Genomic DNA, 24,727 nt, shown 5'->3' on the forward strand with positions numbered 1-24,727 from the left:
AGCATGATTATGTCATCTGCTAACAACCTTAAAAAAAGTCTACTAGTGCTTGCACTTGCAACCACACTTGCAGCGTGTAGCGATAATGATAACGACCCAGTTGTTGAAGAGCCGGTCGTTGTTGAGCCAATTGTTGTAGAACCTGTGATCAGTGAGTTTACTATTACTTTTAGTAACTTAACTGCAGGACAGCCTTTGTCACCACTCTCTGTCATTGCTTTTGAAGATGAAGCACCTTGGACCTTCGGTACAACAGCTTCTGTTGGCTTAGAAATGCTTGCAGAAAGCGGTGCAAATGAAGAATACCTCAGCTACGAAAGTGCACTTGCTGCAGTTTCAGCTGAAGGCGCTATTGGCCCTGGTGAAACCACCACAGTAATCATTACTGTTGAAGAGCAAGAAACGCTTAATTTGTCATTTGCTGCCATGCTTGGGAATACAAATGATGCTTTTACCGGTCTTAGTTCTTTAGATGTATCAACATTAGAAGTTGGCGGTTCGTTATCACGCACTACGACTGCTTATGATGCGGGTACGGAAGCAAATACAGAAACAGCTGAAACTGTGCCAGGTCCTGCCGCTAGCGGTGAAGGGTTTAACGAAATACGTGACGATACAGCCGATATAATAACGATGCATCCAGGCATTGTTTCAAATCAAGATGGATTATCTACATCAGCACTTGGTGTTGAACATAAGTTTGATAACCCAGTATCGAAAATAGTAATTACGCGCACGCAGTAACGTTCCAGCTTGTAATGGGGAAGTAAGGGAGCACGGATGCCCCCCTTTTTACGAGGTTATACATGCGTCACGAAAAAATATTAGTAGTAGAAGATGACAGAGAAATAGGTAAGTTAATTACCACGCAGCTAACGTCGCTTAACTTACATGTTGATCATGTTGTAAGCGCAGAACTAGCTTTAAAAAAAATAGCTAAGCATCCCTACGGACTTATTTTACTCGATATAAACTTACCCCAAATGGATGGTTTGAGCTTATGCCGAAAAATAAAAGAGCATTACCCTACTACCTCCGTTATTTTACTCACCGCGCTGAGTAGCGATATGGACAGAGTTATTGGCCTTGAAATGGGCGCCGATGATTATATTTGTAAACCCTTTTTTGCACGCGAATTACAAGCCAGAGTCAAAACCCAATTACGCCACAGATCACAACTACTCGCAGGCCAAAACAACGACAACTCCCCCGTTGATAGCGAACAAACACTAAATGTAGGCTCACTCAATATAGAATTTAGTTCGCACCAAGTGTATTTAGGCAAGCAAGCCCTTAACCTTACCGCCACCGAATTTGATTTACTCGTTTACTTTGCACGCCATCCTAATCATGTTTTTAGCCGTCAGCAGTTACTCGATAAAGTATGGGGTTACCAACACAGTGGTTACGAGCACACGGTTAATTCACATATAAACCGCTTACGTGCCAAGCTAGAAGAACACCAACAAGCGCCTATCATCGAAACAGTTTGGGGGGTTGGTTACAAACTAAACCCTAGCCAACTCAATTAAGACACCTATTATGAAATTATCTTTGTATCAAAAATTAGCTATATCGCTAGTTGTCATTTTTTGTTTTATTTGCGCCCTAGTTTACGGCTGGAGCAAGCAATTAGAACTCACCTCAAAACATCATGCTGAGCAAAATTTACATTTGGCGCTTGCCGAGCATTTAGTACAAGATAACCCATTAATAAAAGAAGGTGTTTACGACTATAAAGCGCTTGAAAACCTCTTTCATACCTTGATGTTATTAGGCCCTGCGTTTGAATTTTATTTTGTAGACGAAACCGGAAAAATTCTTACTTACTCAGCAAAGCCGGGTAAAGTTAAACGCACGCATATTAGTTTAACGCCTTTAAAAAGGCTGATTAACGACCCAAGCGCTGCACCTATCTATGGTGATAATCCTCGTAATAAAGAGCAACAAAAAATATTTTCAGCCGCGCCAGTATTTAATCAAGATAAGCTACAAGGCTATTTATATGTAATTATTGGTGGTGAGGCTTACGACACCTCACTAAGTACAGTAAAAAATAATGATAAGTTATGGCTAGCCGCTTTATGGCTTGGCTCTGCACTCGCATTTTTATTTATTGCGATGCTAATTTTGCTACGCTTTTTTACCAACCCAATTCAGCGCTTAGCCCGCGATGTTAGTAATATTGAAGCCGCTAACTACAGCCTTACCGACACCAAGCTAAGTAACTACTCAACGCAAAAAAGTAACGAAGTGCATAGTTTAGAGCGAAGTATTCAAGCCATGCTTACCCGTATTAACGAGCAGTTTAAAGCACTTGAGCAAGGCGATAAGCAACGCAAAGAGTTACTGACTCACTTATCGCACGACCTACGCACCCCACTTGCTTCACTGCAGGGGTTTTTAGAAGTTTTAAATCAGTCAGGTGAGCAATTAAGTCAAAAAGAACAACAAGAATACTTACAGGTATCGATTAATAATTGTGGGCAATTAAAGCTACTCATAGAGCAAATATTTGAACTTGCTCACTTAGAAAATGGCGAAATAAGTATAAATAAAGAAACCTTTAATTTAGGTGAGCTTATTTACGATTGCATGGCAAAATTTAGTTTAGCCGTTGATAAAAAAGGCATTAGTTTGTCGGTAGAACCTTCGATTTGTGACTTTCCTGTGGTTGCCGATATAGCTAAATTAGAGCGCGTGTTAAGTAACTTAATTGATAATGCAATTAGGCATACCCCTCGCGGCGGCAGCATTGCAGTACATGTAAAACGCAGTGACGATAATCAACTATTTGTGCATGTATCAGACACAGGCGTAGGTATAAAAGAAGATGAGCTGAATGCTATTTTTGACCCGCACTACCAAGCAAGTAATTCTAATAAAGAAGGGCGCCAGCAAGGTGGTTTAGGATTGGCCATTTGCAGAGGTTTATTAAAACTGATGGATAGTGAAATTTACGTACAAAGTGAAATTGGTAAAGGCACTATGTTTAGCTTTAATTTACCACAAAATAAGGTGCTTTCTTAAAAAGCACCTTATTGAGTTAAATCTATTTAAATATATAAATTAATTACTTTTTAATACCCGCTAAATCAAGCATAAATGCATAGTTTAGCGCGGTATCTTCTAAGCGTTTAAAGCGACCTGATGCACCACCGTGCCCTGCTTCCATATCTATTTTAAACAGTAACTTATTGTCATCAGTTTTATAGTCACGCAGCTTAGCAACCCATTTTGCAGGCTCAAAGTATTGAACTTGTGAATCGTGCAAGCCAGTCGTTACTAACATATTAGGATATGCTTGCTTAGATACTTGGTCGTATGGCGAGTAAGATAGCATGTAATCGTAATACGCTTTTTCGTTCGGATTACCCCATTCGCCGTATTCATTTGTTGTAAGCGGAATACTCGCATCAAGCATCGTTGTTACTACATCTACAAACGGTACCGCAGCAACCATGCCTTTATAAAGCTCAGGCGCTTGGTTTGCTACTGCGCCCATTAATAAGCCACCAGCACTACCACCTAACGCAAATATTTCATCTTTTGCGCCATACTTTTGAGAAACCAATGCTTTAGTTACATCAACAAAGTCATTAAACGTATTCTTTTTAGTGAGTAGCTTGCCGTCTTCGTACCAAGGACGACCTAGCATTTGCGAGCCACGTACATGGGCAATTGCAAATACAAAGCCACGGTCAAGTAAACTCAAACGCGTGCTTGAAAAAGTAGGGTCCATGGTTGCGCCATAAGAGCCGTAACCATATTGCAGTAGCGGGTTAGTACCATCTTTTTTAAACGCATCTTTTCGATAAACTAAGCTTACCGGTACTTTTATGCCATCACGTGCTGTTACAAAAATACGCTCTGAGGCGTAATTATCAGCATCAAAATCACCTAATACAGCTTGCTGTTTAAGTAATTTTTTATCGCCAGTTGCTAAATCTACATCGTACGATGAACCAGGTGTAGTCATGCTTGTGTAGTAAACACGTAATGTGCTGCTATCTATATCGTTATTACCATAAGTACCAATTGTATAAGCGCTATCGTTAAAGCTCAGTGGTAACTCTTTACCTGTTTTTAAATCACGCGCAATCAACTTTGATTGGCCCATTTCACGCTCTTGGTAAACTAAGTAGTCATTAAATAAATCAATGCCTTCGAGCTTAATATCATCGCGCGCTGGGATCACACTTTGCCAATTTGCTTTGTCACCAGCTTTATCAATATCCACTTTCATCAGCTGAAAATTTACAGCATCTAAGTTAGTTACAATGTAGTAAGTATTTCCTAGCTTCGAAATTTCATATTCAAGCCCTGCTTCGCGCTCAATTAAGCGTTTAGGCATTGCCTTAGCATCATCAGCACTTAGTACCGATACGCCTGATGCTGCTGTGCTGCTGTGCCAAATATAAATTTCTGACTCATCTTTGCTTTTACTCATACCCATGTAGTAACTGGTATCAGTTTCTTCGTAAATTAGCTCATCATCAGCTTGTGGTGTACCTAATGTATGACGATAAACTTGATAACCTAATAAAGTTTGTAAATCTTTTTTAATGTAATAAACCGTTTTATTATCGTTTGCCCAAACTATACCGCCGTTGGTGCCCTCAAGTGTATCTTCGAGTAATTTACCGGTTGTTAAATCTTTTATTTTTATACTATAAATACGACGGCTAACAGTATCTTCCCCATAAGCCATTAAATTGCCATTCGGGCTTACATTTAAGCCACTTACTGCATAATAATCATGGCCTTTCGCAAGCTCATTTACATCTAAAATAACTTGCTGTTCGGTACCTGCAAAATCGCTGCTGCGTAAGTAAGTAGTGTACTCGTTATCGCCGCGTGTTTGCGTTGAGTAAAAATAATCACCGTTTTTAACTGGGACTGAATCATCGTCTTTTTGGATACGCCCTTTTAGCTCTTCAAACAATTCACTTTGCAGCGTTTTGGTATGTGCAAGCATTGCATCTGTGTATGTATTTTCAGCTTCTAAATAGTTAATCACCTCTGGCGCTTTACGTTCGTCATCACGTAACCAATAGTAATTATCTACACGTGTGTCACCATGAATAGTCATCTCATGAGGCACTTTTTTAGCAACTGGGGCAATAGCTTGGGCTACTTGAACCGTTTTAACTTGTGTATTATTTTTTTTGGTTTCTTCAGGGGCTTGATTACAGCCACTTAAAATAGCTAGCGATAATGCAGCAAGTGCGAATGGAGTACGTTTCATCAGTCAAAGTCCTTGTTGGTTTTTATTTTTTATTAAGTAATTAAATATACCTAAAAATAACCTGTGTTGTGATTTACTTTGTGAAGCTATGTAAAGTAAATCAACGTAATTCCTCTTTTCTTAATAAGCCTACATCAGGTACTCTGTAGATATATAAGTCATTTTCAAGCTCAACTGATTAAGGGTAGGAATGAATAACGAAGTAATAAATATTTTAACTATGGCTAAAGTAATTCAAACAGCTGTTGCCCCAGTATTCTTGATCACGGGTATTGCCGCTACTTTAGGTGTTTTATCTAATCGTTTGGCACGTATTACCGATAGGGCACGTCAGTTAGAACGCAGATTAAAAGTAAGTACTGACGAGGACTTTAATAAATCACTCGCTACAGAGCTGCGCGCTCTTTTAAAGCGTTCTCGATGTATTCATATTGCTTTTAGTTTAAGTGTATTAAGCGCATTACTTGTATGCGCTGTGGTTATGTTGTTATTTTTATCGCACATTCAATCTATAAACTTAGGCGTGACTATTGCTTGTTGTTTTGTAGCAGCAATGGCATTACTCATATGTGCATTTATGTCGTTACTTGGTGAGGTATTCTTAGCAACTAGAAGCATGCGTCGCGGGATGATATTTGCAGATATTGATATAAACGATTAAGTTTTAGTTAAATCTATCGTATTCACTTGAATAAATACGATGTTAGATACAAGATACCGAATTAAGAATTACAATTTTCAACAGGGGCAAACATGAAATTAAAAAAAGTATTAGCAACAATAGCACTGGCAACGTGTGCATTTAGCGTATCGGCAAATTCTGCATTTAAAGAGCCAAGTGACGCGATTGAATACCGCCAAGCAGCATTTTCAATGATCTCAGTACAAATTGGTGACATGGGCGCAATGCTAAAAGGTAAAGTACCTTTTGACGCAGAGCAATTTAAAAAGCGTGCTAACAACGCAGCTGCACTTTCAAAAATGCCATGGGAAGCGTTTTACGAAGGAACAGATAAAGGCGACACAGCTGCACTTGCTGCTGTTTGGTCTGAAAACGATACTTTTATGGAAAAAGCAACTGCATTCCAACAATACGCAGATGAGCTAGCAGTAGCGGCTCAATCAGGCGATAAGGCCGTAATTGGTAAAGCTTTTGGCGCATGGGCTAAAGGCTGTAAAGATTGCCATAAGCAATTTAAAGATTAATTATTGTTGTTTTAATACTTAATGTGTAACAACAAATGATAAAAAGCACTGAATGGTTAATCATTCAGTGCTTTTTGTACCCGGCATTTAAGCCCGTATGTTATTTATTGAGCTAAACCTTCTGCGGGCGACGTTTAAATACAGTCCTAATCCCACCCAAAATGCGTGTAAACACCTTACCAATATCACTTAATATAATGTACAAGCATGGCACTAATATAAGTGTTATTAATGTTGCAAACATCACTGCAAAACCAAGCGCTACCGCCATAGGTATTACAAACTTAGCCTGCAGGCTTGTTTCAAACATAATGGGCAATACACCTGCAAATGTAGTAATTGAAGTAAGTAATATAGGTCTGAATCGAGCACAACCGGCATCTATTACAGCATTTTTAATACTAACACCTGTTTTACGGGCTTGATTCACATAATCGGTCATAACGAGTGAGTCGTTTATAACCACCCCTGCTGCTGCAATAATACCAAAGCCAGACATTAAAGTTATATCCAAACCAAACCAGTAATGCCCCCATATTGCTCCCGTTAAGCTAAATGGAATCACCGACATAACAATAAGTGGTTGCGCATAACTCTTAAGGGGTACGGCTAATAAAATATACACCAAAATCATACCGCCGAAGAAAAACATCTTCTGCTGATTAGCCTGATCTTGTTGCTCTTCAATGGCGCCACCTAGTTCTGACTTAACACTTGGATACTCTTCTTTGAGTTGTGGTAGTAGCTTTTCTTTAATTTGATCTACAACTTCGTTTGGCTCAATCACTTCTTCATCTATGTTTCCATAAACATACACAGTACGATATCCCCCTTCACGGCGGATATAACTAATACCTGGTGTTTCAGTAAGTTCAACTACATCACCAAGCAGTACTTCACGGCCCTGCGGGGTAGTAACAACCGCATGCTTAAGTGACGAAAATGCCTCTCGAGTCAGTTTAGGGTAACGCACCATTACACGTACTTCCTCGCCTCGGCGAATAACACGTTGAGCCTCACCACCGTAAAAGCTTGCCCCAACTTGATTTGCAATAGAAGCTAAGTCTAAACCTAAGTCGTAAGCGACCGGTTTTAGGCTCATTTGCACTTCTTTACTTGCAGGATCTATTGTTGAGCTAATATCAAACAAACCTTCTTGCTGTTGCAGCAACTCTATAAAACGACGTCCTGCATTATTTAATGTATCAATATCAGAGCCATATAATAAATAACCAAATTCGCCGTCACTGCTCCCTCCATTTACATCATCATAAATGGTTAATGATTTAACACCGGCAATATCGGGCATCGCCTCGCGCCAACGTCGTGATAATTCAAACGCGTTATAAGGCCTTATACTTTCATCAACAAGGGGAACAAGCACTTGTGCTTCAGTTCGCCCTTGGTTAAATACTAAAATATCTCTTATGAGTTTTTGACCATATTTGCGTTCGGTATCTTCATCAATCGCAATCACCATCGCTTCTATTTCACGAATAGCATTTATTGTTTGTATGTCAGATACATTGTCATTCATTTCTAGATTTATTTGCGGGTAGTCATGCGGGATTTTTGGCATAAACCCGGTACGAACTTGATTTGATGAGATTAAAGCAAAGGTTACGATTAATAGAGCAATAAATGAAAATAACACTGACCAACGCCATTCAACACAACGTATAACAAAGCGTTTATATGGGCCATTTACAAAACCAAAAAATCGCGTATTAAACCGATCGCGCCAGCCACCCTCTTTTATTGGTGAAAAATGAGTGTGAGCAATATGGGCTGGCAGTATCAACTTTGATTCAATCAAACTAAAAACTAAACACAACATTACCACCACTGCTATACCATAAAAGAAGGCACTTTCTGGGCCTGTAGATAACGTAAACGGAGCAAATACTGCAATGGTAGTTAGTACACCAAAAGTTGCAGGGGTTGCTACGCGTTTTGCGCCATTAATCACATTAACAACACCACCGCCTTTTTTTTCTATTTCGGTGTAGGCACTTTCGCCTATGACAATGGCGTCGTCCACCACAATCCCTAGCACCATAATAAAGGCAAAAAGTGATAAAATATTAATGGTTACACCAAACAATGGCATCATCATCATTGCGCCCAAAAAGCACACTGGCAAACCAATCATCACCCATAATGCCAACTTAAAGCGTAAAAAGATTGATAGCATAATTGCAACCAAAATAGCGCCCTGAATGAGGTTTGTAACCATCATGTCTAAGCGGGCATTTAGGTAATACGTAAAATCCATTAGTGGCTCTAAACGAACCCCCAGTGGTAGCTCTTTGTTTTTTAATTCTATAAATGCTTTTACTGAATCAGCAACTGGGATAATACTTTGCTCTTCAGTCGCTTTTACCGATATATAAACTGCATTTTCACCATTGAATTTAAAGTAACGCTCACCTTCAGTGAACTGATCTTTAATCACGGCAATATCTTGCAGTAACACTTTAGCGCCATTAGCCCCTATTTTTACCGGTATTTGCCTAAATTCTTCACCAGAGTAAAACTGATTTTCGACGCGAACAGAAATAACACCTGCGTCTGTTTTTAGCTGCCCCGCCGAAAAGTTAGCTGAGTAACGACGCACTGCATTCATTACATCACTAAGGGTTAGGTTATACTGACGCAGCGTATCGGGTTCGATTTCAATTGCTATTTCATCAAGAGGAACATCGTTTACCACTAACGACACGTTAGATAGCTGTAGTAACTCATCCTCTATTTGGTTTGCTATAGGCTTAAGCTCAGTAAGCGGCAAGTCAGCAACGAGCGTCATACCTATAACATCTTGCCTAAACTCAACCTGACTTATGGTGACCGGTTCCATACCGGCAGGAAACGTTGCTATACCATCAACCCGTAACTTAACTTTATCGAGTATATCGGTCAGCTCTACATCAGTATTAATTTCAAGACTTGCTCTACCGCCATTTCTAAATGCCCTGTACACACCTTTTTTAATTTCGGTCACATCTTTTAGCGACTCTTCAATTTTTATAAGTATGCTTTCTTCTATTTCCTGAGGAGAGGCACCGGGGTAATTAGCCTCAATATTAATGTAGTTAATCTCTACATTAGGAAACATTTGGCGTTGGATATTTAGAAAACTAATAATTCCCATCACCACAATAAAAATCATCATTAGGTTGGCAGCAACGGAGTTATTAGCGAAGTAAGCAATAATACCGGTTTGTTTTTCAGCGTTAGGCGCTGTATTTGGTAGTTCAGTGTTACTCATAACTCAGCCTACCTTTATAATTTTTCAGTGGAAGCATTTTCAAGTGCCTCTGTATTTTTAGTATTTTGAAGGCCCGCAATTTTTACAGCCATGCCTTTTTGCGGATATTCTGGCAAAGTAATCACCAACTTATCATCTGTTTTCAAACCATCACTGATGTAAAAGTACTCACCCTCTTCACGAATAACTGTGACTTTGCGCGGCTCAAGTTGCTGCTCTTCATTAACGATCCATACGGTTTTGTTATTAACTAACTCTTGCGGTAAGCGGTAAATATTATTAAGCATTGCACCTGCAAAATTTACCTGTACGTAGCTACCAAACTTAATGGCTGGTTGTATATTCTTAAGACCGTATGGGTCTTCTATACGCACTACTAAACTGCTCATACGCGTAGCGTTATCAACAATCCCTAGGTCGCGGTCAATTACACCTTCACGGGTGAAGCTGTTTAGGCCTTTTTGAATAATCGTTGCGGTAATACCTTTAATACGCTCTGGCAAAAAAACGCTATCGAACCCTGCTATAGGAATAATCACTTCAGCGGTCTCAATATTATTGAGTTCAGCAACTTGCGAACCCATAGTGACAAATTGTCCAACACCTATATTTCGACTAATAACCAATGCGTCGTAAGGGGCTGTAACATCACAATTATCCAAATCACGTTGCGCGCGCTTTAATGCAGCTTGCGCCGACTTAACAGATGCTTGTGCACTGAGCACTTGAGGTTTACGTAAAAATAAATCTGTGCGCGCTTTACTCGGAAAGCGCTTGGCTTCGTCTTCGGCTACTTGAGCTTGAGCTTGTTCCTCTATTAAACCCGCTTGTGCGCGAGCAAGCTCGGCCTCTGCAACAAGTACTGCTGCTTCATAGTTGTCTTTTTCGATAGTGAATAAGGTTTCACCGCGAGCAACTATGCCACCGGCTACAAAATTAGGATGCCAACTTAACACCTCGCCCGACACCTGCGCCGAGAGCAGTGTATTTTCAAGAGGCTTTACTTCACCGTAGCTATTAATAATAACTTGGTGATCGTTTGCAATCACTGGCTCAACTTGCACTGTTGGACGAGTATCAATTACTTCTTTTTTTTCTGGATCTTTTGCAATGGCATTGATTCCCATAAAGCCAACAACACCAACAATGAGCGCCACAAATGGAAAAAACCATCTAAGTGAATTTGTTTGCATATCCTATTATCCCCAAAATTCTATTAACGCCATAATACCAGAGCCATATGAAACATTAAGGTGACATTTGTAAGCAACTGTTGCAAATACATATAAACCGCTGCTATTTAGGGCTATAGAATATAACTTCACATGCAGCTCACCTCATTCGTTATATTTTGTTACAAACTTTTATTCATTAATATCAGTTTATTAGTGTTAAACACTTAAATTTCATCGCGAAGATGTGCGAAATTAAATTAATTTACGTACAGTCCAATTAAATTAACAAATATTAAAAGTCTCAAAATGAAATTAACGAGCATCACCCTTGCGCTTAGCTTAGCGTTTGGCAGCCATGCATTTGCAGCCGATAAAAAAGACGAAAAAGAGTCAAAAACACTTAGCGAAATGATCAAAGGACAAACTGAATTTGCCGGTATATTTAGCCTTTATCAAGACGAAAAAACCGGTAAGCACCTTATGGTGATTAACGAATCTCAACTCAATACGCCGTTTGTGTATTTTGCGCACACTGTCGATGGCGTTACAGATGCAGGCCATTATCGTGGTTCTTACCGCGAAACTAAATTAATTGAATTTAGAAAATACTTTGACCGTATCGATATTATTAGCAAAACACCTCGCTACAAATTTGACGAAAGCAGTGCAATTTCAAAAGCGAGTGATGCCAATATTAGTGAAGCGGTACTTGCGAGCATTAAAATAGAAAAAGAAGAAGACGGTAAAATAGCATTTAATGTAAATAAGTTATTTTTAAGCGAAGCACTTCACAAAGTATCACCTACGCCAAATCCAGCAGATAAAAACGCTAAAAAACGCTTTAAAGTAGGTAAACTAGACGATAAAAAATCACGCATTATTAAACAGCGTCCATATCCTAATAACTTAGACGTAGTTGTTGATTACGTATTTACTAACCCAAGCCCAACGGTACGTGGCTCAAATGCAGTAAGCGATCCGCGTAGCGTATCGGTAAAAGTTCAGCACTCGTTTGTCGCTCTACCTAGCAATAACTACGCACCACGTATGGATGATGCGCGCATTGGTTATTTTACAAATCAATTTGATCAAATGACATCTACCGATTGGGCACCTTATCAAGATGTTATAAAACGCTGGGACTTACAAAAGAAAGACCCAAGTGCAGCGCTTTCAGAGCCAGTAAAACCAATTACTTGGTGGATAGAAAACACCACACCCATTGAATGGCGCGATACTATTCGTGACGCTGTTTTAACGTGGAATACCTCTTTTGAAAAAGCCGGCTTTAAAAATGCCTTAGAGGTAAAAGTACAACCAGACGATGCAGACTGGGATGCGGGCGATATCAATTACAACGTACTGCGTTGGACTTCGTCACCTAAGCCTCCATTTGGCGGATACGGGCCAGCACTTGCTAACCCATTAACAGGCGAAATACTGGGCTCAGACATTATGCTTGAGTTTGTATTTATGAAAAACCGCTGGATTTACGACACGCTTTTCACACAAGGAACAATGAGCCACGGTGAAACAACAAATACCGGCGAGCTAAATTGCTCTCTTGGGCATGAGATTCAACAAAATCTAATGCTTGCCAAAGGCCTTGCTAGCGGCGACAAAATTGAAGATAAAGAAATGCTTCGCCAAGGTCTAACGCAATTGGTACTTCACGAAGTTGGCCATACTTTAGGTCTTAACCATAATATGAAATCATCAATTTTGTGGGATGAAAAAGAAGTACACGATAAAAACAAAACCCAAGGCATAGTAACCGGTTCTGTTATGGATTATGCACCCGCTAACATTGCCCCAATTGGTATGCAGCAAGGTGATATTTTTCAAACAAAACCTGGTCCTTACGATGATTGGGCAATTAACTATGGCTACAGCGTAGCGCTTGCAGATGAAGCTGCTGAGCAAGCTCGACTTGAAAAAATACTTGCTCGTTCAAGTGAACATGCCCTTGCCTTTGGTAACGATGCAGACGATATGCGCGCACCAGGTCGCCATATCGATCCACGTGTAATGATTGGTGATTTGTCGTCAAACCCTGCTGCCTATGGCGCAGATCGTATGGCACTAATTAATAAACTATTTACTGAGCTAAAAGATAAAGCAACGGTTAAAGGTGAGTCTTACCAACAGCTTGTTACCTCTGCTAATAGCTTATTTGGTCAGTACCGAGCTCAAGCAGGTGTGGTTTCTCGCCAGATTGGTGGCGTATACGTTGAGCGCGCTGTAGTGGGTGATACAAATGCAGATAAACCATTTACACCGGTATCGCTTGAGCGTCAAACACAAGCAATGGATATACTAGCCAAGTTTGTATTTGCGCCAGATGTACTACAAAATATGCAACCTCTTTATAGCTACTTACAGCTGCAACGTCGTGGCTTTAATCACTACGGCAAAAATGAAGACCCTAAAGCACACCAAATGATTTTAGGAATGCAAAAGTCTGTACTTGCACAGCTATTACACCCAGCGGTATTACTGCGTATTTCTGACACAGCTCTGTACGGTAACGAATATAGCCTAACTCAGTTTATGGAAGATTTAACCGCCAGCATTTTCGTGAAAAGCAAAGACGCAAACTCTATTAGTCACAACTTACAAATTGAGTATGTTAACCAGTTAATTGCAATTGCTGGTCTTGGCAAAGCAAGCAAATACGATAACTTGGCTAAAACAGCAGCGTTATATCAGCTAACTCAAATAGCCGATACCAGTGTTGCTTGGGGTGCAGATACAGCAACTAAAGCGCATAAGAAATATATTGATCGCTTAATTGCAAAAGCGCTAGAAGCATAAAACCTCTATTAATTGAGTAAACCAAGGCCACGCACGATTTACGTGGCCTTTTTTATAACTTAATTCACAGTTTAAATATAAATAGTGCCTTTTAAATACCTTACAGCATGTCCGGTCAAAGTGACGGTTGTATCACCCACTTTGCAAATTAAATGCCCGCCTCTGCTTGAAGCCTGATAAGCACTTAACGTAGTTTTATCCAATTGCTGCGCCCAGTAAGGTGCCAAGCCAGTATGAATTGAGCCCGTTACATAATCTTCATCGCCACCGCTTGCAGGCCAAAAATAACGAGATATAAAATCGTAATCATCACTAGGTGCAGTGGCCACTACATCAAGTGGATAAAGCGTTTTTAAAAGCTCGGAGTTAGTTTTTAATTCAAGTATTTGATCGGCATTTTCATAAATAGCAAAGTAAGCTTGGCGATTTTTAAGCATTTTACTCGGTTGTATAGACAAGCCATCAAGCAATTGCTGCGGTACATTTTGTACCTCAATCGGTGCTTGCTTAGGAAAGGTCATTGCAAAGCTGCCATCAGCGTTTTTATTAACGATTAGCTCGCCCACCGCATCAGCAACAAAGCGAATTTTCGATATATTATGCTCTTCACATAAAACATAGGCAGCCGCAAGTGTGGCGTGACCACAAAAGTCGATTTCCATCAAAGGTGAAAACCAACGAATAACAAAACTTCCATCGTCTTGAAGGCAGGTAAAAGCAGTTTCAGATACGTTATTCTCAGCGCCAATCTTTAGCATTAAATCGTCACTTAACCACGATTCTAGTGGGATCACTGCCGCATAGTTACCTTTAAATAACTCATTCGTAAATGCATCAATTTGATGAATAGTTAATTGCATTGTTTAAACTTTGTAATGATTAATAGCTTAAAACTGCCATACCTAAACTAAATTAGCACTTTTATTTTTGCTTTAAGCCATTACAGGTCGCATTCTATAATATTGCATACAACCAAATTGCACAGCATTGGTAAGCAATAGCATAATAAACATAAGTAAGTGCGCCGTGCTTGGAGCCGCTGTTGTAAGCTCAACAACTAAGCCGCAAATACCAGCAATAAACTGCAAGCTAAAGTAGCGCGCGCTTAAATTACTCACATTACCCGTACGCAATGTTTTATAAGTTTGCGGCATAACACGTACCGAACTCATCACAAGACCAACATACGTTAAAGCGCTTAATACCGTTGCAGTATCAAGGCTTGAATTTAAAAGCAGTGAAAAAGGCAGTAACGAAAAACCTAGCATAGTAACCAGCTGTACACGTTCTCGTTTAGCTGCATTGAAACGTGCAAAAAAATATAAAATAAGCCCGCTTAACGCACCGGTTACAATAAATGGTAACGCAATATAATAGCGCTCAAAGAAAATATTGTAGGTTATAAAATAAAGGCTTTGTGCTAATCCAAATGTCATCATTAATAGTGACAAACCAGAGACACTACGATTTTTTCGAATTTTGTTTAGTAATGGTAAAAAACTAAAAACCAAAATAAAAGAAGACAATATAGGCAAATAATGCGCCAAAGCAACCTCGCTCGTTATATAAATGTTAATTAAAAACAGAAATAAAAACATTTAATAAACATCTGTTTTTAAAAGGCTTTTACTATGAGCGCGGCATTGTAGAGCCGCGTAAATTTAACTCAACTAAATAAGATATTCTTATTTTAGGTACTGGAAAGCTAGGTATACAAAAACCGTAGAATTAAGTTCACGGTTTACCTATTTAATAGAAAACCTACTCACAAGCTATTAAATGAAAATGATAGTTGTTATCATGCGCAAGTCATTAACTGCAATATATAAAACTATCTATGAGAAAAACTCTTTTTAAAATTCACAGTTGGATCGCTCTTATAGCTCTCATTCCCTTGATTGTTATTAGTATTACAGGGAGCGTATTAGTTTTTAAAAGTGAAATAGATGGCTTACTTATGCCAAGCAGTCACTATGTTGTAAAAGCACTGCCAGAGCGCATGCCAATCGACAAATTAATCGCAAAAACAGAGCTTGCTTACCCTGAGTATGTAGTAGGTAGTTGGGAGATATTTAACGATGATACTGCTGATCGGGTTTACTTAGTTAAACGCGGGACAGAGCAATGGTATAAGTTTCATTTAAACCAGTATACGGGTGACATTTTGTCAGAGCCTGTTGGTACCAGCCATTATTTTACTGATTGGTTTTTAGAACTGCATTACACCTTTTTACTTAACGACTTTAAAAACCTGCCAGGGCAAACAGGCACAGTACTAGGCTTCTTTTTTGCTCTGTTTTTATTGGTATTAGGTATTACAGGACTTATTATTTATCGTAAATTTTGGCAGCGCCTATTTAGTGTGCGCTGGCGTGCAACACTGCAAATTGTACTTAGCGACATTCATAAAATGACTGGGGTGATAGGGTCGCCCATCATTATTATTTTAGCTATTACAGGTGGCTACTTTAACTGGGCGGTGTGGTATCACGAAGTTATTGAACACGCTGAGGAAGAGCACTTTGTACTAACCAAAAACTTGCACAGTAGCGATATTTCGTTTCAACACATACTCGATGACAGTAAAAAGCAAATACCCACTTTTAATGGTACGTTTTTAGTTATGCCGCTCGAGCCTGACGAAAATATCACCTTATTCGGCGAAGTCGATACAAATAACCCGCTTGCGAGCGAATACGCTAATACGGTTAGCTACGATAAGCATACAGGCGAACATTTAACTAACTGGGATATTCGCGAAGTAGGCGTTGGCTGGCAAGTAATTGATAGCTTTAGAAAACTTCATTTTGGCTACTTTGCAGGGCTAATAAGTAAAATACTGTGGTGCGTAATTGGTTTGAGCCCAGTGTGGCTAGCAGGTACTGGTTTTTACTTGTGGTTTACCCGCCGTAAACGTAAAAAACAATCACAAAAAAATCGCTCAAGTAAACGCAGTACAGCAAGTGCTTGATTAAAAACCCACCACATTGTAATGTAAAATTTAACAATGGAGTGGGTTTATGATGTTTTATAAAATAGCAGTCTGTATTACTTTTTTATATTTAGTTGGATGTAACACAACCAAGGTTCAGCAAGTAGAACAACAAATAGAGCTTGAACAACTATTAAACCATTCTTTGTTTAATAAACTCGACACTCCTTCTGAGTACAGTATTTTCGAGCTGCCAAATGTTGAAAAAGAAAAATTTTTAGCCTATGCCGAAAAACAAAAACAGTCTGAAATCCGTCATGACCGCATTATTTACAACTACCTCGAAAGCAACTTAGCTAACTTTAAATACCACGGCGATACACTTACTTCAGCCCAAGCCTTAAAACTTTCGCAAGGCAACTGCATTAGCTTAGCTGTTTTAACACAAAGCTATGCACAAGCTCTCGGATTAGAAACGAGCTTTCAAGAAGTAACAAGTCAGCCTGTATACGCAAAAGAAAATAATGTTGTTTATGTAGCAAGCCACTTTAGAACAAGAGTATACGCCCCAAAAATAGAGAAAAAAGATTATAATATTGTTGAATTTTTCAGAGCGGGCACCTTAATCGACTACTTTCCTACCCGTCGCAGCTTTTATTCAAGCAGTGCAGATTATAACGATTTAGTTTCTAAGTTTTACAGTAATTTAGCTGCAACAGCGCTAGCAGACAAACAGCTGGATATTGCTTACTCACTTATTCTACAAGCAAACAAATACACTCCCAATGATCCTGAATTATTTAATATAGCGGGCGTTTTGCATCGTCGGGCAGGTGATTTACAAAGCGCTAAAAACATCTATCAAACAGCACTTAGTAATAATGAAATAAGTATTAATTTAATCAGCAACTATCAGCTTTTAGCTAAAAAATTAGGCGACAAAGAGCTTGTCAAAGAGCTCACTTCACAATTAGTTAATAAAGAAAAAGACCCATATGAATTACTAGTAATCGCTAAAAACAACTTACAAGCTGGCCATGCTCATCAGGCTAAAGCACACCTTGAGCAAGCTATTACTAAAGCGCCTTACATTGCTGAGTTATACTTGGAACTCGCAAAAGTTCGCTATCAACAAGGTAATATTAAACAAACACAAACCTTGCTTGAGAAAGCTATCGAACTAGAACGTGATAACCAAAAAATCGATGTATATCAAGCTAAGTTACTATCCTTGCAGATGGATAAGTAACTTAGCCAATTAATATTTATAGCGAATAATAAAAGCTCAGCCACGCTCGCATTTCATCCTCAAAACTGTCGCCTTCTACTCGCGACAGTCCCATATTAAATATTAAGTCATTTATACCAGCAGGCCCCATTCCAAAACTAAAATCACCTTGGTGTTTTATCCCGTAACTTTGTGCATATACGGTGCCGTCGAGTTGATGCTGCTTGTAATAAAGCCACGGCATGCCTTCTTTAAAGCTAAAGCCGCCACCGTAACCTTGATAGCGCTTTGCAGCTGCGCTATAAAAAGGCAGCTCAGATGAAAGTACATATTCACTATTTTGCTGCTGATTAATAAGATTTGAGCTAAAGCCACCTAATGCAAGGCTGCTGTCATCACGTTGTTTTTGAGAAAAATTTGCATAAAGAGGAATACCAAACGCTTTACCAAAAATTTTGGCGACTAAATCGTAACCTTGCCAACTATTACTTTTACTACTGCCATCGTACCAACTCGCATAAAGGCTTTGGCCTATCACAAAGTCTTGACGATCATATTGCCAACTTTGGGCAACGCCTAAACGCGTCCAATTTTTATGGCGTTGTTTATAATCAGTGTAATTGTAGGCAAGCTCCGGCGTTAAACTTAGCTGCCCAAATTTAACAGGGTAACTTATTGCAGCAAAACCACCACGGGCATCCATATCTGCATTTAGCCTTTGTTGATACTGGCGCGATGTATTTAAATTATAGTCAAACAGTGCAAGTTTCAGTTTTACATCAAGCGCATTATATTTTGCCTGCACATAACCACCGTGCAGTGCTCCATCGTGTAAATCAGTGCTATATCCCGCTTGCAAGTCGAGCTGTTTTAATAAATCGCTACTTTTAATGCTTAAATCTAACAAACTGGTAGAAGCCGAATAATACTGCGTCCCTAGTGCAAAAGTAGCGTGCTGCTCGAGCACGTTGTAATTTGTTTGCTGCGTTGTTTGATGCGTATATATTTTAGCTTTTGGAAGCGTATGTTCGTTTACAATGAGCAGCGGTGCTTTTTTATTAGCCGAAAATTCAGTAACTACAGTGCTGTTTATAGCTTTTGGCAATGTTTTTACATTTGGCCCATCTGCGGTTATCGAAAAATAGAGTAACGAGCCATCGGCCATTTCAATCGGGTGAGCAACGGCTTCCTGCCCCTGAGTTAACTTGCTGAGTGTTTTACTCTCTATGTTGTAGTTATAAATATCAGTAGCGCTATTTAAGCCTGCAACAAAGTAAAGTGACTCACCATTATGGCTAAAGCTAGGCTGACTTAAATATTGATACCCGTTTGGCATAGGTATTAATTGCTGCTTATTACTACCCACATCTTGTATATACAATTGCCAGTTTTCATTTAATGACGTTGATAAATAAGCTAATTTAGTTTCATCAGGACTGAGTATTGGGTAATCGTAAGTTGTCTCAAGGCTTTTTGTAAATAATGGTGTGGTGGTTTGCGTATTGAGATCAACCTTTACTAATTCAGAGTAGCCACCTCTTATTTGCTCGCCATACAAGGTATCACCGTTACTGGTTACGCTAAATCGTCGTATACCAGCAAGCTTGGTAAGCTGTGTAATATTTCCAGTGTCAGTGTTATAGCTAAATATGTCTGACACTTTATTATAAATACCCGACTCTTCATTGCTGTACGCATTAAAATATAACGTTGTGCTATTTACCCATTGCGGGTTTGCAATACCGGCTCGATTAATTTGATTAAGCACTTGTTTTTGTTCGCGCTTAAACACACTTGGCGCTGTATCGGGGATGTCTTGTGCATCGTTTTTGAGTAGCTCTTTTTGCGCTTTAGTAAACTCCTCTTGCGCCTTTATGTTGTCGTCCGTGCTATAAATTATAAGCTTGGTATTGCTCTCTTTGTCTCGCTCAACAATTGCAATTTTACTACCATCTTTTGAAAGTGCAGGGTTACTTGCATATAAGTTAAGTTCAAGCCAAAGTTCACTATTAAGTAACGGCTCTCCTTGTTCTATTTGCATTGCTTTATAGGTATATTCAGCTATAAATCGGCGATATAGCTTGGCTGCACTTTGCCCAAACACACCGCTAAATGCCTCATCAAAGTCACGCGTTTTTACGCCTTGCATTCGCGTCCAAACACTATCGAGTGTTTGCTCTGAATAGTTTTGCTCTAGCCAATTTAAAAAGCGACTACCCATTAAATACGCCATTGAGCCGCCCATAAAGCCCTGCTCGCCATTTAATTGCCCATAGGTTGGCAAAGCACCTTGCTGAGCAAATTCTCGCAGTATTGACTCTGAGTAGTTATCAAATAAACGCCCACGGCCCGTCATTTTAGACTCAATCAATGTGGCATAACCTTCGGCTACCCAGCGCGGTGTATCACTGTAAGTTAAGTCGTATAAATCCCATATGCCACGTACTTTTTGCTGCCAGTGATTGCGTGTAGGCTGTGCTAAATGCACTAAGTGAATATATTCATGCAGTACAAGTAACTGCTGCCAGCCAGCGCTGTTTGATATAACGGTGTCGGATTGTGGTGGGGTTGTAAAAAGTGCCATTACAGGATTATTTGAGGTAGGTAGCGCAAAGCCATTTGCCGCATTTAGGGGATCAAACACCACTACATCAACTGTTTTATCAAGTGTTCGGTTTTGCTGCTCAAGCACTTTGGTGCGTACTATTTCAAGCTCTGCTGCAGTTGATTTAGCAAAATCAGCATGCTCAACACTGTAGTGAATGTTGAAATGTTCGGTATGAATAGTTTGCCAATCGGCTGCAAAGATCGGTGCTGCTAGTAATAAAGCTGATGCGATAAGTGTTTTTTTCATGAGCGTCCCTAAAATAATTCCTTAATACCATCTAGGGTATTATTAAATGTCTTTCATGGGCAGTAAGAAAATGTAATAAAACATGTGAAAATGGGTATTTACACATGTTTTATTAGGGTATTTTACATCCAGCTGCGAGTATCTGACTCAATCTGCTTAATTGTAAAATCAATAATAAAGTCAGCATCTTGCTGCTTTATGTAGGGCATAAATACAAAGCCTGAAGCAAGTTGTATATACAGGCTTTTTAAGCCTGACTTTCTCATTAGGTACGTACTTATACTGCGCGCACTTTGCGCTTTATAAAGCTCAAAAACACGGTAATGAACGCCAATCATACCTTTGCGTACAACCATGTAAAATCGACCATTATCCTCATGCATGTAATAACCATAACGCTGATACGACAAAGTCACCAAGCCAGAAAACACCACTAAAACACCAAGGCTTATCAAAGTATTAATATCAGCAATAAAACAAAAGCCAAACACTAATACACTGGGTAACAGTGAATAAAAGCCTAAATTTTTATACAAAAGCGCTCGCTCTGCGCGCTTAAAAGCGAGTTTTTTACTATTAAACCACGGGTAAATCCATTGGCATACACTATCAACTTGTTCGCTATTTAATACAGGTAGTACTAACGTTTGTTTATTTTTTTTAGCCGCCACACAGGCTGCTATTCCGCCGCTACTTGCTTGTAAACACTCAACGGTAAATCGCTTTAGTAATCGCCCCATTAGGTTTTGTTTAATAACAATAGATTGCACCTTGTCCATGCTCATTGAAAGCTGATGGCGCTCTAACAAGCCAGCAATGCGTTTAAACTTTTGACCTTTAAAATAAAGCTCAAAATTATAAAAACGAATAAGCGACATAGTCACCGATAGCATTACAGCCACCACAACTAACAAACCAATTAAGGTGATCATCGCAAAGGTAGCTGCGCTGGCCAGCATACCAAGCTCTTGTTGATAAAAGCCTTCTACTTTCGCAATAATTTGCTTCTCTAAAAAATCAACAATTAGGTTTATAAAAGGGGCAAAAGCAGCGATTGCTAAAATAGCCATATTCGACATTAAACCAAATTTGGCTATTTCTTTATTGCTAATGCTTAGGCTGTTTTCGATAGTGTCTGTTTCGCTTTGTTCAGTATTTGGTGCTTCTTGCTGTTGCTGCGCTTTAAAATCAAATATTTGTTTACGCATTTGCTGTGCATAATCTTTAGTAACACCAGGTAAAACAACTTCTTGCGACACACTGCCAGCGGCATCAAAAATACAATTAACTAAGTTTACGGGGGTAAAATAAAACGGCTCGGCAATATTAACGTTTTGCACACGGCCAAATTTAAGCGTAAGTCGCTCTTTTTTAAATACACCTTTGTTAAGCAATATTTCGTTGTCGCTACTAATACTAAACTTAAAATTTAAATAATATAAAAATGAGTAAACAAGTAGCAAAATTAGTGCAATACCGCCTGCAACCTGCGCCCAGAACAATTTATTTTCTACTTGAGTAACAAACACGACTAGCATGGGCAGTAAGTTTAAAAGGCCATCTTTTACAAAGCGCACACTAAAGTGCACAACAAAATATAAAAGTGCCCAGGGCGATACTTTTTGCCAGTAAATAGGGCTGGCTTTATCTTCGATAGTTGTATTACTCATCGACTAAAGCTGCCTGAGTAGTTGCGTCGTCTTGGCGGTAGTTTTGTACAAATTGGCGCATATTTTTACAATCATCATGGGTTAGCCCACTAATTTGTAAATCGGCACTTACACCGCCAGCGCTAAATAATTTAATACTCGCAAGGCTAAGTTTTCGCTCTATTGGCCCTTGGTGTATTTCCATATGCTGTACACGCGCTAAAGGTAATACCGTCACTTGTTGCCAAATAACGCCTTTTTTAAAAGCAATGTCATGATCTCGCACTGCAAAACCTCGCAACCTCACACTTATTATGTTGTACGCCATAGATACGGCCACCAAAATTGGCATACCAATTAGCAAATACGTTTGTGCGTTATTAGCAAAGGCTTCATTAAAATAACAAACAGCAATAAGCGCTCCAATTAGCGGTACATAAAACAGAAGCGAGCTAAGTTGTGTATGTAATAAGGCTTTATCAGCCAATGGCTTAAAGCTAATATCACTATGCTTTGGTAAATCCATTATTTGTTGATTGTTAAACACTATTTGTCCCTATTTCTGCTTTTAATTATGACTAGCTTACCAACTAATGGTAGTTATTAAGGTGTGGCTTTGTTTTGGCTCAAGCGTTACTTTATCTGTCAGTACATTAGCGGCCTCTAGGCACAGCATTGTTTTATACTCATCGTCAGCAAAATTAGATAAGCGTTTTGATTTTTCTATCCATGGATTCCACAGCACACACGAACTTGAGTTTTCGCGGCTCACATTAATAACACCTTCTGGCGTATTAATGCTTTGCACTGTACTTGCTTGTGTATAAACCATATCGGTTTCGCGATTAAAGCTTACAACATCATTTTGTACAAATGGCCCTTCACTAAACTCAATATATTGCGCGCCTTGCAAACCATCTACATGGGTGTTTGTAATATCTGAGGTAGGAAAATAGGTATGCAGTGCTTGAGTAAAGCTAAATGGCACACTACCTAAGTTAGTGGTCGTTAAGCGAACCTGTAATTTATCACTTAATACAAACTCAACTTTTAATGCGCACTGATGCGGCCAATACGTTGTATTAACAAGTTTCATGGGGAGCTTTAAACTAACTGTAATTTGCTCATCAGATTCGTGTACTTCATCGGCTTGCCATACGCTTGTGCGCGCAAAACCGTGGGCAGGCCACCCATCATTAGCGTGTGTACCAAACCACGGCCAACAAATAGGAATACCGCCTCGAATACTCGCCCCTTCTTGATAGGTTTCCTCTTGTGAAACCCAAATAAGTGGCTTGTTATTTTTAGGGATAAACTCGGTAATTTGCCCACCTTGCAAAAATATTTTTGCGTCGCACTTTTCACTAGCTACTTTAATAAACTCAAGTCCGGATTCGCTTTGCTCAATGCTAACTGATGGCGATAATTTCATACCTTCCCCTATAATACTGATACTAAAGATTTTTAATGTTTACATCTAAACAATAATGCATGCTTAAAGTATACGCTATTGATATTAAATATTGATTGCTGAATTTGTTCATTGCCGATTAATACATATACAGTAAACTCACAAACAATTACTTTGTACTAACAGCTGTAAATGAATAATACTAAAGTCTATACAATAAGACTTGCCAATTATTCACAACATACGTACTGTGCGCAACTTAATGCACACAAGGTGCTAAGAAAATTTACCAATATTTAAACAATATAATTTTACATTAGTTACTGCTCTAACTATTAAAAACCAATAAAAGCGGGCTAAAGTACAATATATTATTTGAATTCAATTTATTTGATGTGTAACATTTCGCGATTACGGCAAACTACCGCCCCATCGACGAGATAAGCAAATGCAAAAATATGACGAGTTATTGATTTCTTTACGTAAAGTTATCCGCGCGATTGACTTACATTCTAAGCAGCTAAATAAAACTTCGGGTTTAACTGGCCCACAATTGCTTATAATGCAAGAAGTGCAAAAAACCGATGGAATAACGGCGAGCCGTATTGCTCAAAATGTAAATTTAAGCCCAGCAACGGTCACCAATATTCTCGACAGAATAGAAAGCAGAAACTTAGTAACACGCGTACGCAGTCAAATGGATAAACGCAGAGTGAGCTTATACCTCACCGATAAAGGAAAAGAGTTACTTGATAAAGCACCTCAGCCATTGCAAGAACACTTTATTGAAAAGTTTTCTGCACTTGCTGAATGGGAACAGAGCCTTTTACTCTCATCAATGCAGCGTGTAGCCGCAATGATGGATGCAGATAAATTAGATGCATCGCCCCTTCTAGAAGTTGGTGCGCTTACTCAAGCTCCTAAAGAATAAATAATAAAAAA

Annotated in this window: 19 protein-coding genes; 9 read left to right on the top strand and 10 right to left on the bottom strand. The window is 39.2% G+C overall.

All coding sequences use genetic code 11. From position 1 onward, the window contains the following. Positions 1 to 9: 9 nt before the first annotated feature. The 3 genes from H5157_RS13170 (at position 10) to H5157_RS13180 (ending at position 3,030) form a co-directional block, all read left to right on the top strand. The gene (locus tag H5157_RS13170; protein WP_024607274.1) at positions 10 to 744 is read left to right on the top strand and encodes a spondin domain-containing protein; all 735 of its coding nucleotides are present in this window, start codon (positions 10 to 12) and stop codon (positions 742 to 744) included. Between the two features lie 62 nt (positions 745 to 806). Continuing rightward, entirely contained in the window at positions 807 to 1,532 is a 726-nt protein-coding gene (locus tag H5157_RS13175) for a response regulator transcription factor (protein WP_024595587.1), read from the top strand. Between the two features lie 10 nt (positions 1,533 to 1,542). After that, on the top strand, positions 1,543 to 3,030 hold the full coding sequence (locus H5157_RS13180) for a cell wall metabolism sensor histidine kinase WalK (RefSeq protein ID WP_024595586.1): 1,488 nt from the start codon (positions 1,543 to 1,545) through the stop codon (positions 3,028 to 3,030). Between the two features lie 43 nt (positions 3,031 to 3,073). Here the strand turns inward: H5157_RS13180 and H5157_RS13185 are convergent, their stop codons facing one another. Next, the gene (locus tag H5157_RS13185) at positions 3,074 to 5,248 is read right to left on the bottom strand and encodes a S9 family peptidase (protein WP_024595585.1); all 2,175 of its coding nucleotides are present in this window, start codon (positions 5,246 to 5,248) and stop codon (positions 3,074 to 3,076) included. A 190-nt stretch (positions 5,249 to 5,438) separates the two neighbouring features. Here H5157_RS13185 and H5157_RS13190 point away from each other — a divergent pair, with 190 nt between their 5' ends. Together H5157_RS13190 and H5157_RS13195 are read left to right on the top strand one after the other, a co-directional pair. Continuing rightward, the gene (locus tag H5157_RS13190; protein ID WP_007377300.1) at positions 5,439 to 5,909 is read left to right on the top strand and encodes a DUF2721 domain-containing protein; all 471 of its coding nucleotides are present in this window, start codon (positions 5,439 to 5,441) and stop codon (positions 5,907 to 5,909) included. 92 nt (positions 5,910 to 6,001) lie between these two features. Then, positions 6,002 to 6,454, top strand: coding sequence for a cytochrome c (locus H5157_RS13195; protein WP_182724833.1), 453 nt, complete (start codon positions 6,002 to 6,004; stop codon positions 6,452 to 6,454). A gap of 112 nt (positions 6,455 to 6,566) precedes the next feature. On the opposite strand, the gene H5157_RS13200 is transcribed toward H5157_RS13195, so the two are convergent. From H5157_RS13200 to H5157_RS20945, 3 genes are read right to left on the bottom strand one after another with little or no spacing between them, the layout of a single operon-like run. After that, positions 6,567 to 9,722: an efflux RND transporter permease subunit gene (locus H5157_RS13200; RefSeq protein ID WP_182724834.1), complete on the bottom strand. Its 3,156-nt coding sequence runs from the start codon at positions 9,720 to 9,722 to the stop codon at positions 6,567 to 6,569. Between the two features lie 14 nt (positions 9,723 to 9,736). Continuing rightward, positions 9,737 to 10,915 (bottom strand): efflux RND transporter periplasmic adaptor subunit, encoded by a 1,179-nt coding sequence (locus H5157_RS13205; protein ID WP_182720426.1) that lies wholly within the window; start codon positions 10,913 to 10,915, stop codon positions 9,737 to 9,739. A 6-nt stretch (positions 10,916 to 10,921) separates the two neighbouring features. Next, positions 10,922 to 11,047 (bottom strand): hypothetical protein, encoded by a 126-nt coding sequence (locus H5157_RS20945; RefSeq protein WP_259395782.1) that lies wholly within the window; start codon positions 11,045 to 11,047, stop codon positions 10,922 to 10,924. 156 nt (positions 11,048 to 11,203) lie between these two features. On the opposite strand from H5157_RS20945, the gene H5157_RS13210 reads away from it, so the two are divergent. Beyond that, positions 11,204 to 13,711, top strand: a complete 2,508-nt coding sequence (locus H5157_RS13210) for a zinc-dependent metalloprotease (RefSeq protein WP_182720425.1) — start codon at positions 11,204 to 11,206, stop codon at positions 13,709 to 13,711. Positions 13,712 to 13,782: 71 nt separating this feature from the next. Here the strand turns inward: H5157_RS13210 and H5157_RS13215 are convergent, their stop codons facing one another. Both H5157_RS13215 and H5157_RS13220 read right to left on the bottom strand, forming a co-directional pair. Then, entirely contained in the window at positions 13,783 to 14,571 is a 789-nt protein-coding gene (locus H5157_RS13215) for a PhzF family phenazine biosynthesis protein (RefSeq protein ID WP_182720424.1), read from the bottom strand. 72 nt (positions 14,572 to 14,643) lie between these two features. Continuing rightward, positions 14,644 to 15,258: a PQ-loop repeat-containing protein gene (locus H5157_RS13220; protein WP_182720423.1), complete on the bottom strand. Its 615-nt coding sequence runs from the start codon at positions 15,256 to 15,258 to the stop codon at positions 14,644 to 14,646. Between the two features lie 290 nt (positions 15,259 to 15,548). Between H5157_RS13220 and H5157_RS13225 the strand changes: the two genes are divergently transcribed. Together H5157_RS13225 and H5157_RS13230 are read left to right on the top strand one after the other, a co-directional pair. Continuing rightward, the gene (locus tag H5157_RS13225; RefSeq protein WP_024605420.1) at positions 15,549 to 16,682 is read left to right on the top strand and encodes a PepSY domain-containing protein; all 1,134 of its coding nucleotides are present in this window, start codon (positions 15,549 to 15,551) and stop codon (positions 16,680 to 16,682) included. A 49-nt stretch (positions 16,683 to 16,731) separates the two neighbouring features. Next, positions 16,732 to 17,892, top strand: a complete 1,161-nt coding sequence (locus H5157_RS13230) for a lipopolysaccharide assembly protein LapB (protein WP_182720422.1) — start codon at positions 16,732 to 16,734, stop codon at positions 17,890 to 17,892. Between the two features lie 16 nt (positions 17,893 to 17,908). On the opposite strand, the gene H5157_RS13235 is transcribed toward H5157_RS13230, so the two are convergent. From H5157_RS13235 to H5157_RS13250, 4 genes are all read right to left on the bottom strand, one after another. Then, a complete protein-coding gene (locus H5157_RS13235) occupies positions 17,909 to 20,725 on the bottom strand; it encodes a PD40 domain-containing protein (RefSeq protein WP_182720421.1) in 2,817 nt (938 codons plus the stop codon). 122 nt (positions 20,726 to 20,847) lie between these two features. Continuing rightward, a complete protein-coding gene (locus tag H5157_RS13240) occupies positions 20,848 to 22,395 on the bottom strand; it encodes a PH domain-containing protein (protein WP_182724835.1) in 1,548 nt (515 codons plus the stop codon). Next, positions 22,388 to 22,921: a PH domain-containing protein gene (locus H5157_RS13245; RefSeq protein ID WP_182712512.1), complete on the bottom strand. Its 534-nt coding sequence runs from the start codon at positions 22,919 to 22,921 to the stop codon at positions 22,388 to 22,390. The genes H5157_RS13240 and H5157_RS13245 overlap by 8 nt, the downstream gene beginning before the upstream one ends. Positions 22,922 to 22,957: 36 nt before the next feature. Further along, positions 22,958 to 23,806, bottom strand: coding sequence for a D-hexose-6-phosphate mutarotase (locus tag H5157_RS13250; protein WP_182712511.1), 849 nt, complete (start codon positions 23,804 to 23,806; stop codon positions 22,958 to 22,960). Between the two features lie 427 nt (positions 23,807 to 24,233). Here H5157_RS13250 and H5157_RS13255 point away from each other — a divergent pair, with 427 nt between their 5' ends. Next, positions 24,234 to 24,716 (top strand): MarR family winged helix-turn-helix transcriptional regulator, encoded by a 483-nt coding sequence (locus tag H5157_RS13255; protein WP_182692757.1) that lies wholly within the window; start codon positions 24,234 to 24,236, stop codon positions 24,714 to 24,716. The last annotated feature ends 11 nt before the right edge of the window (positions 24,717 to 24,727 follow it).

It is taken from the genome of Pseudoalteromonas sp. SG43-3 (assembly GCF_014164385.1).
Taxonomy (GTDB): domain Bacteria; phylum Pseudomonadota; class Gammaproteobacteria; order Enterobacterales; family Alteromonadaceae; genus Pseudoalteromonas; species Pseudoalteromonas distincta.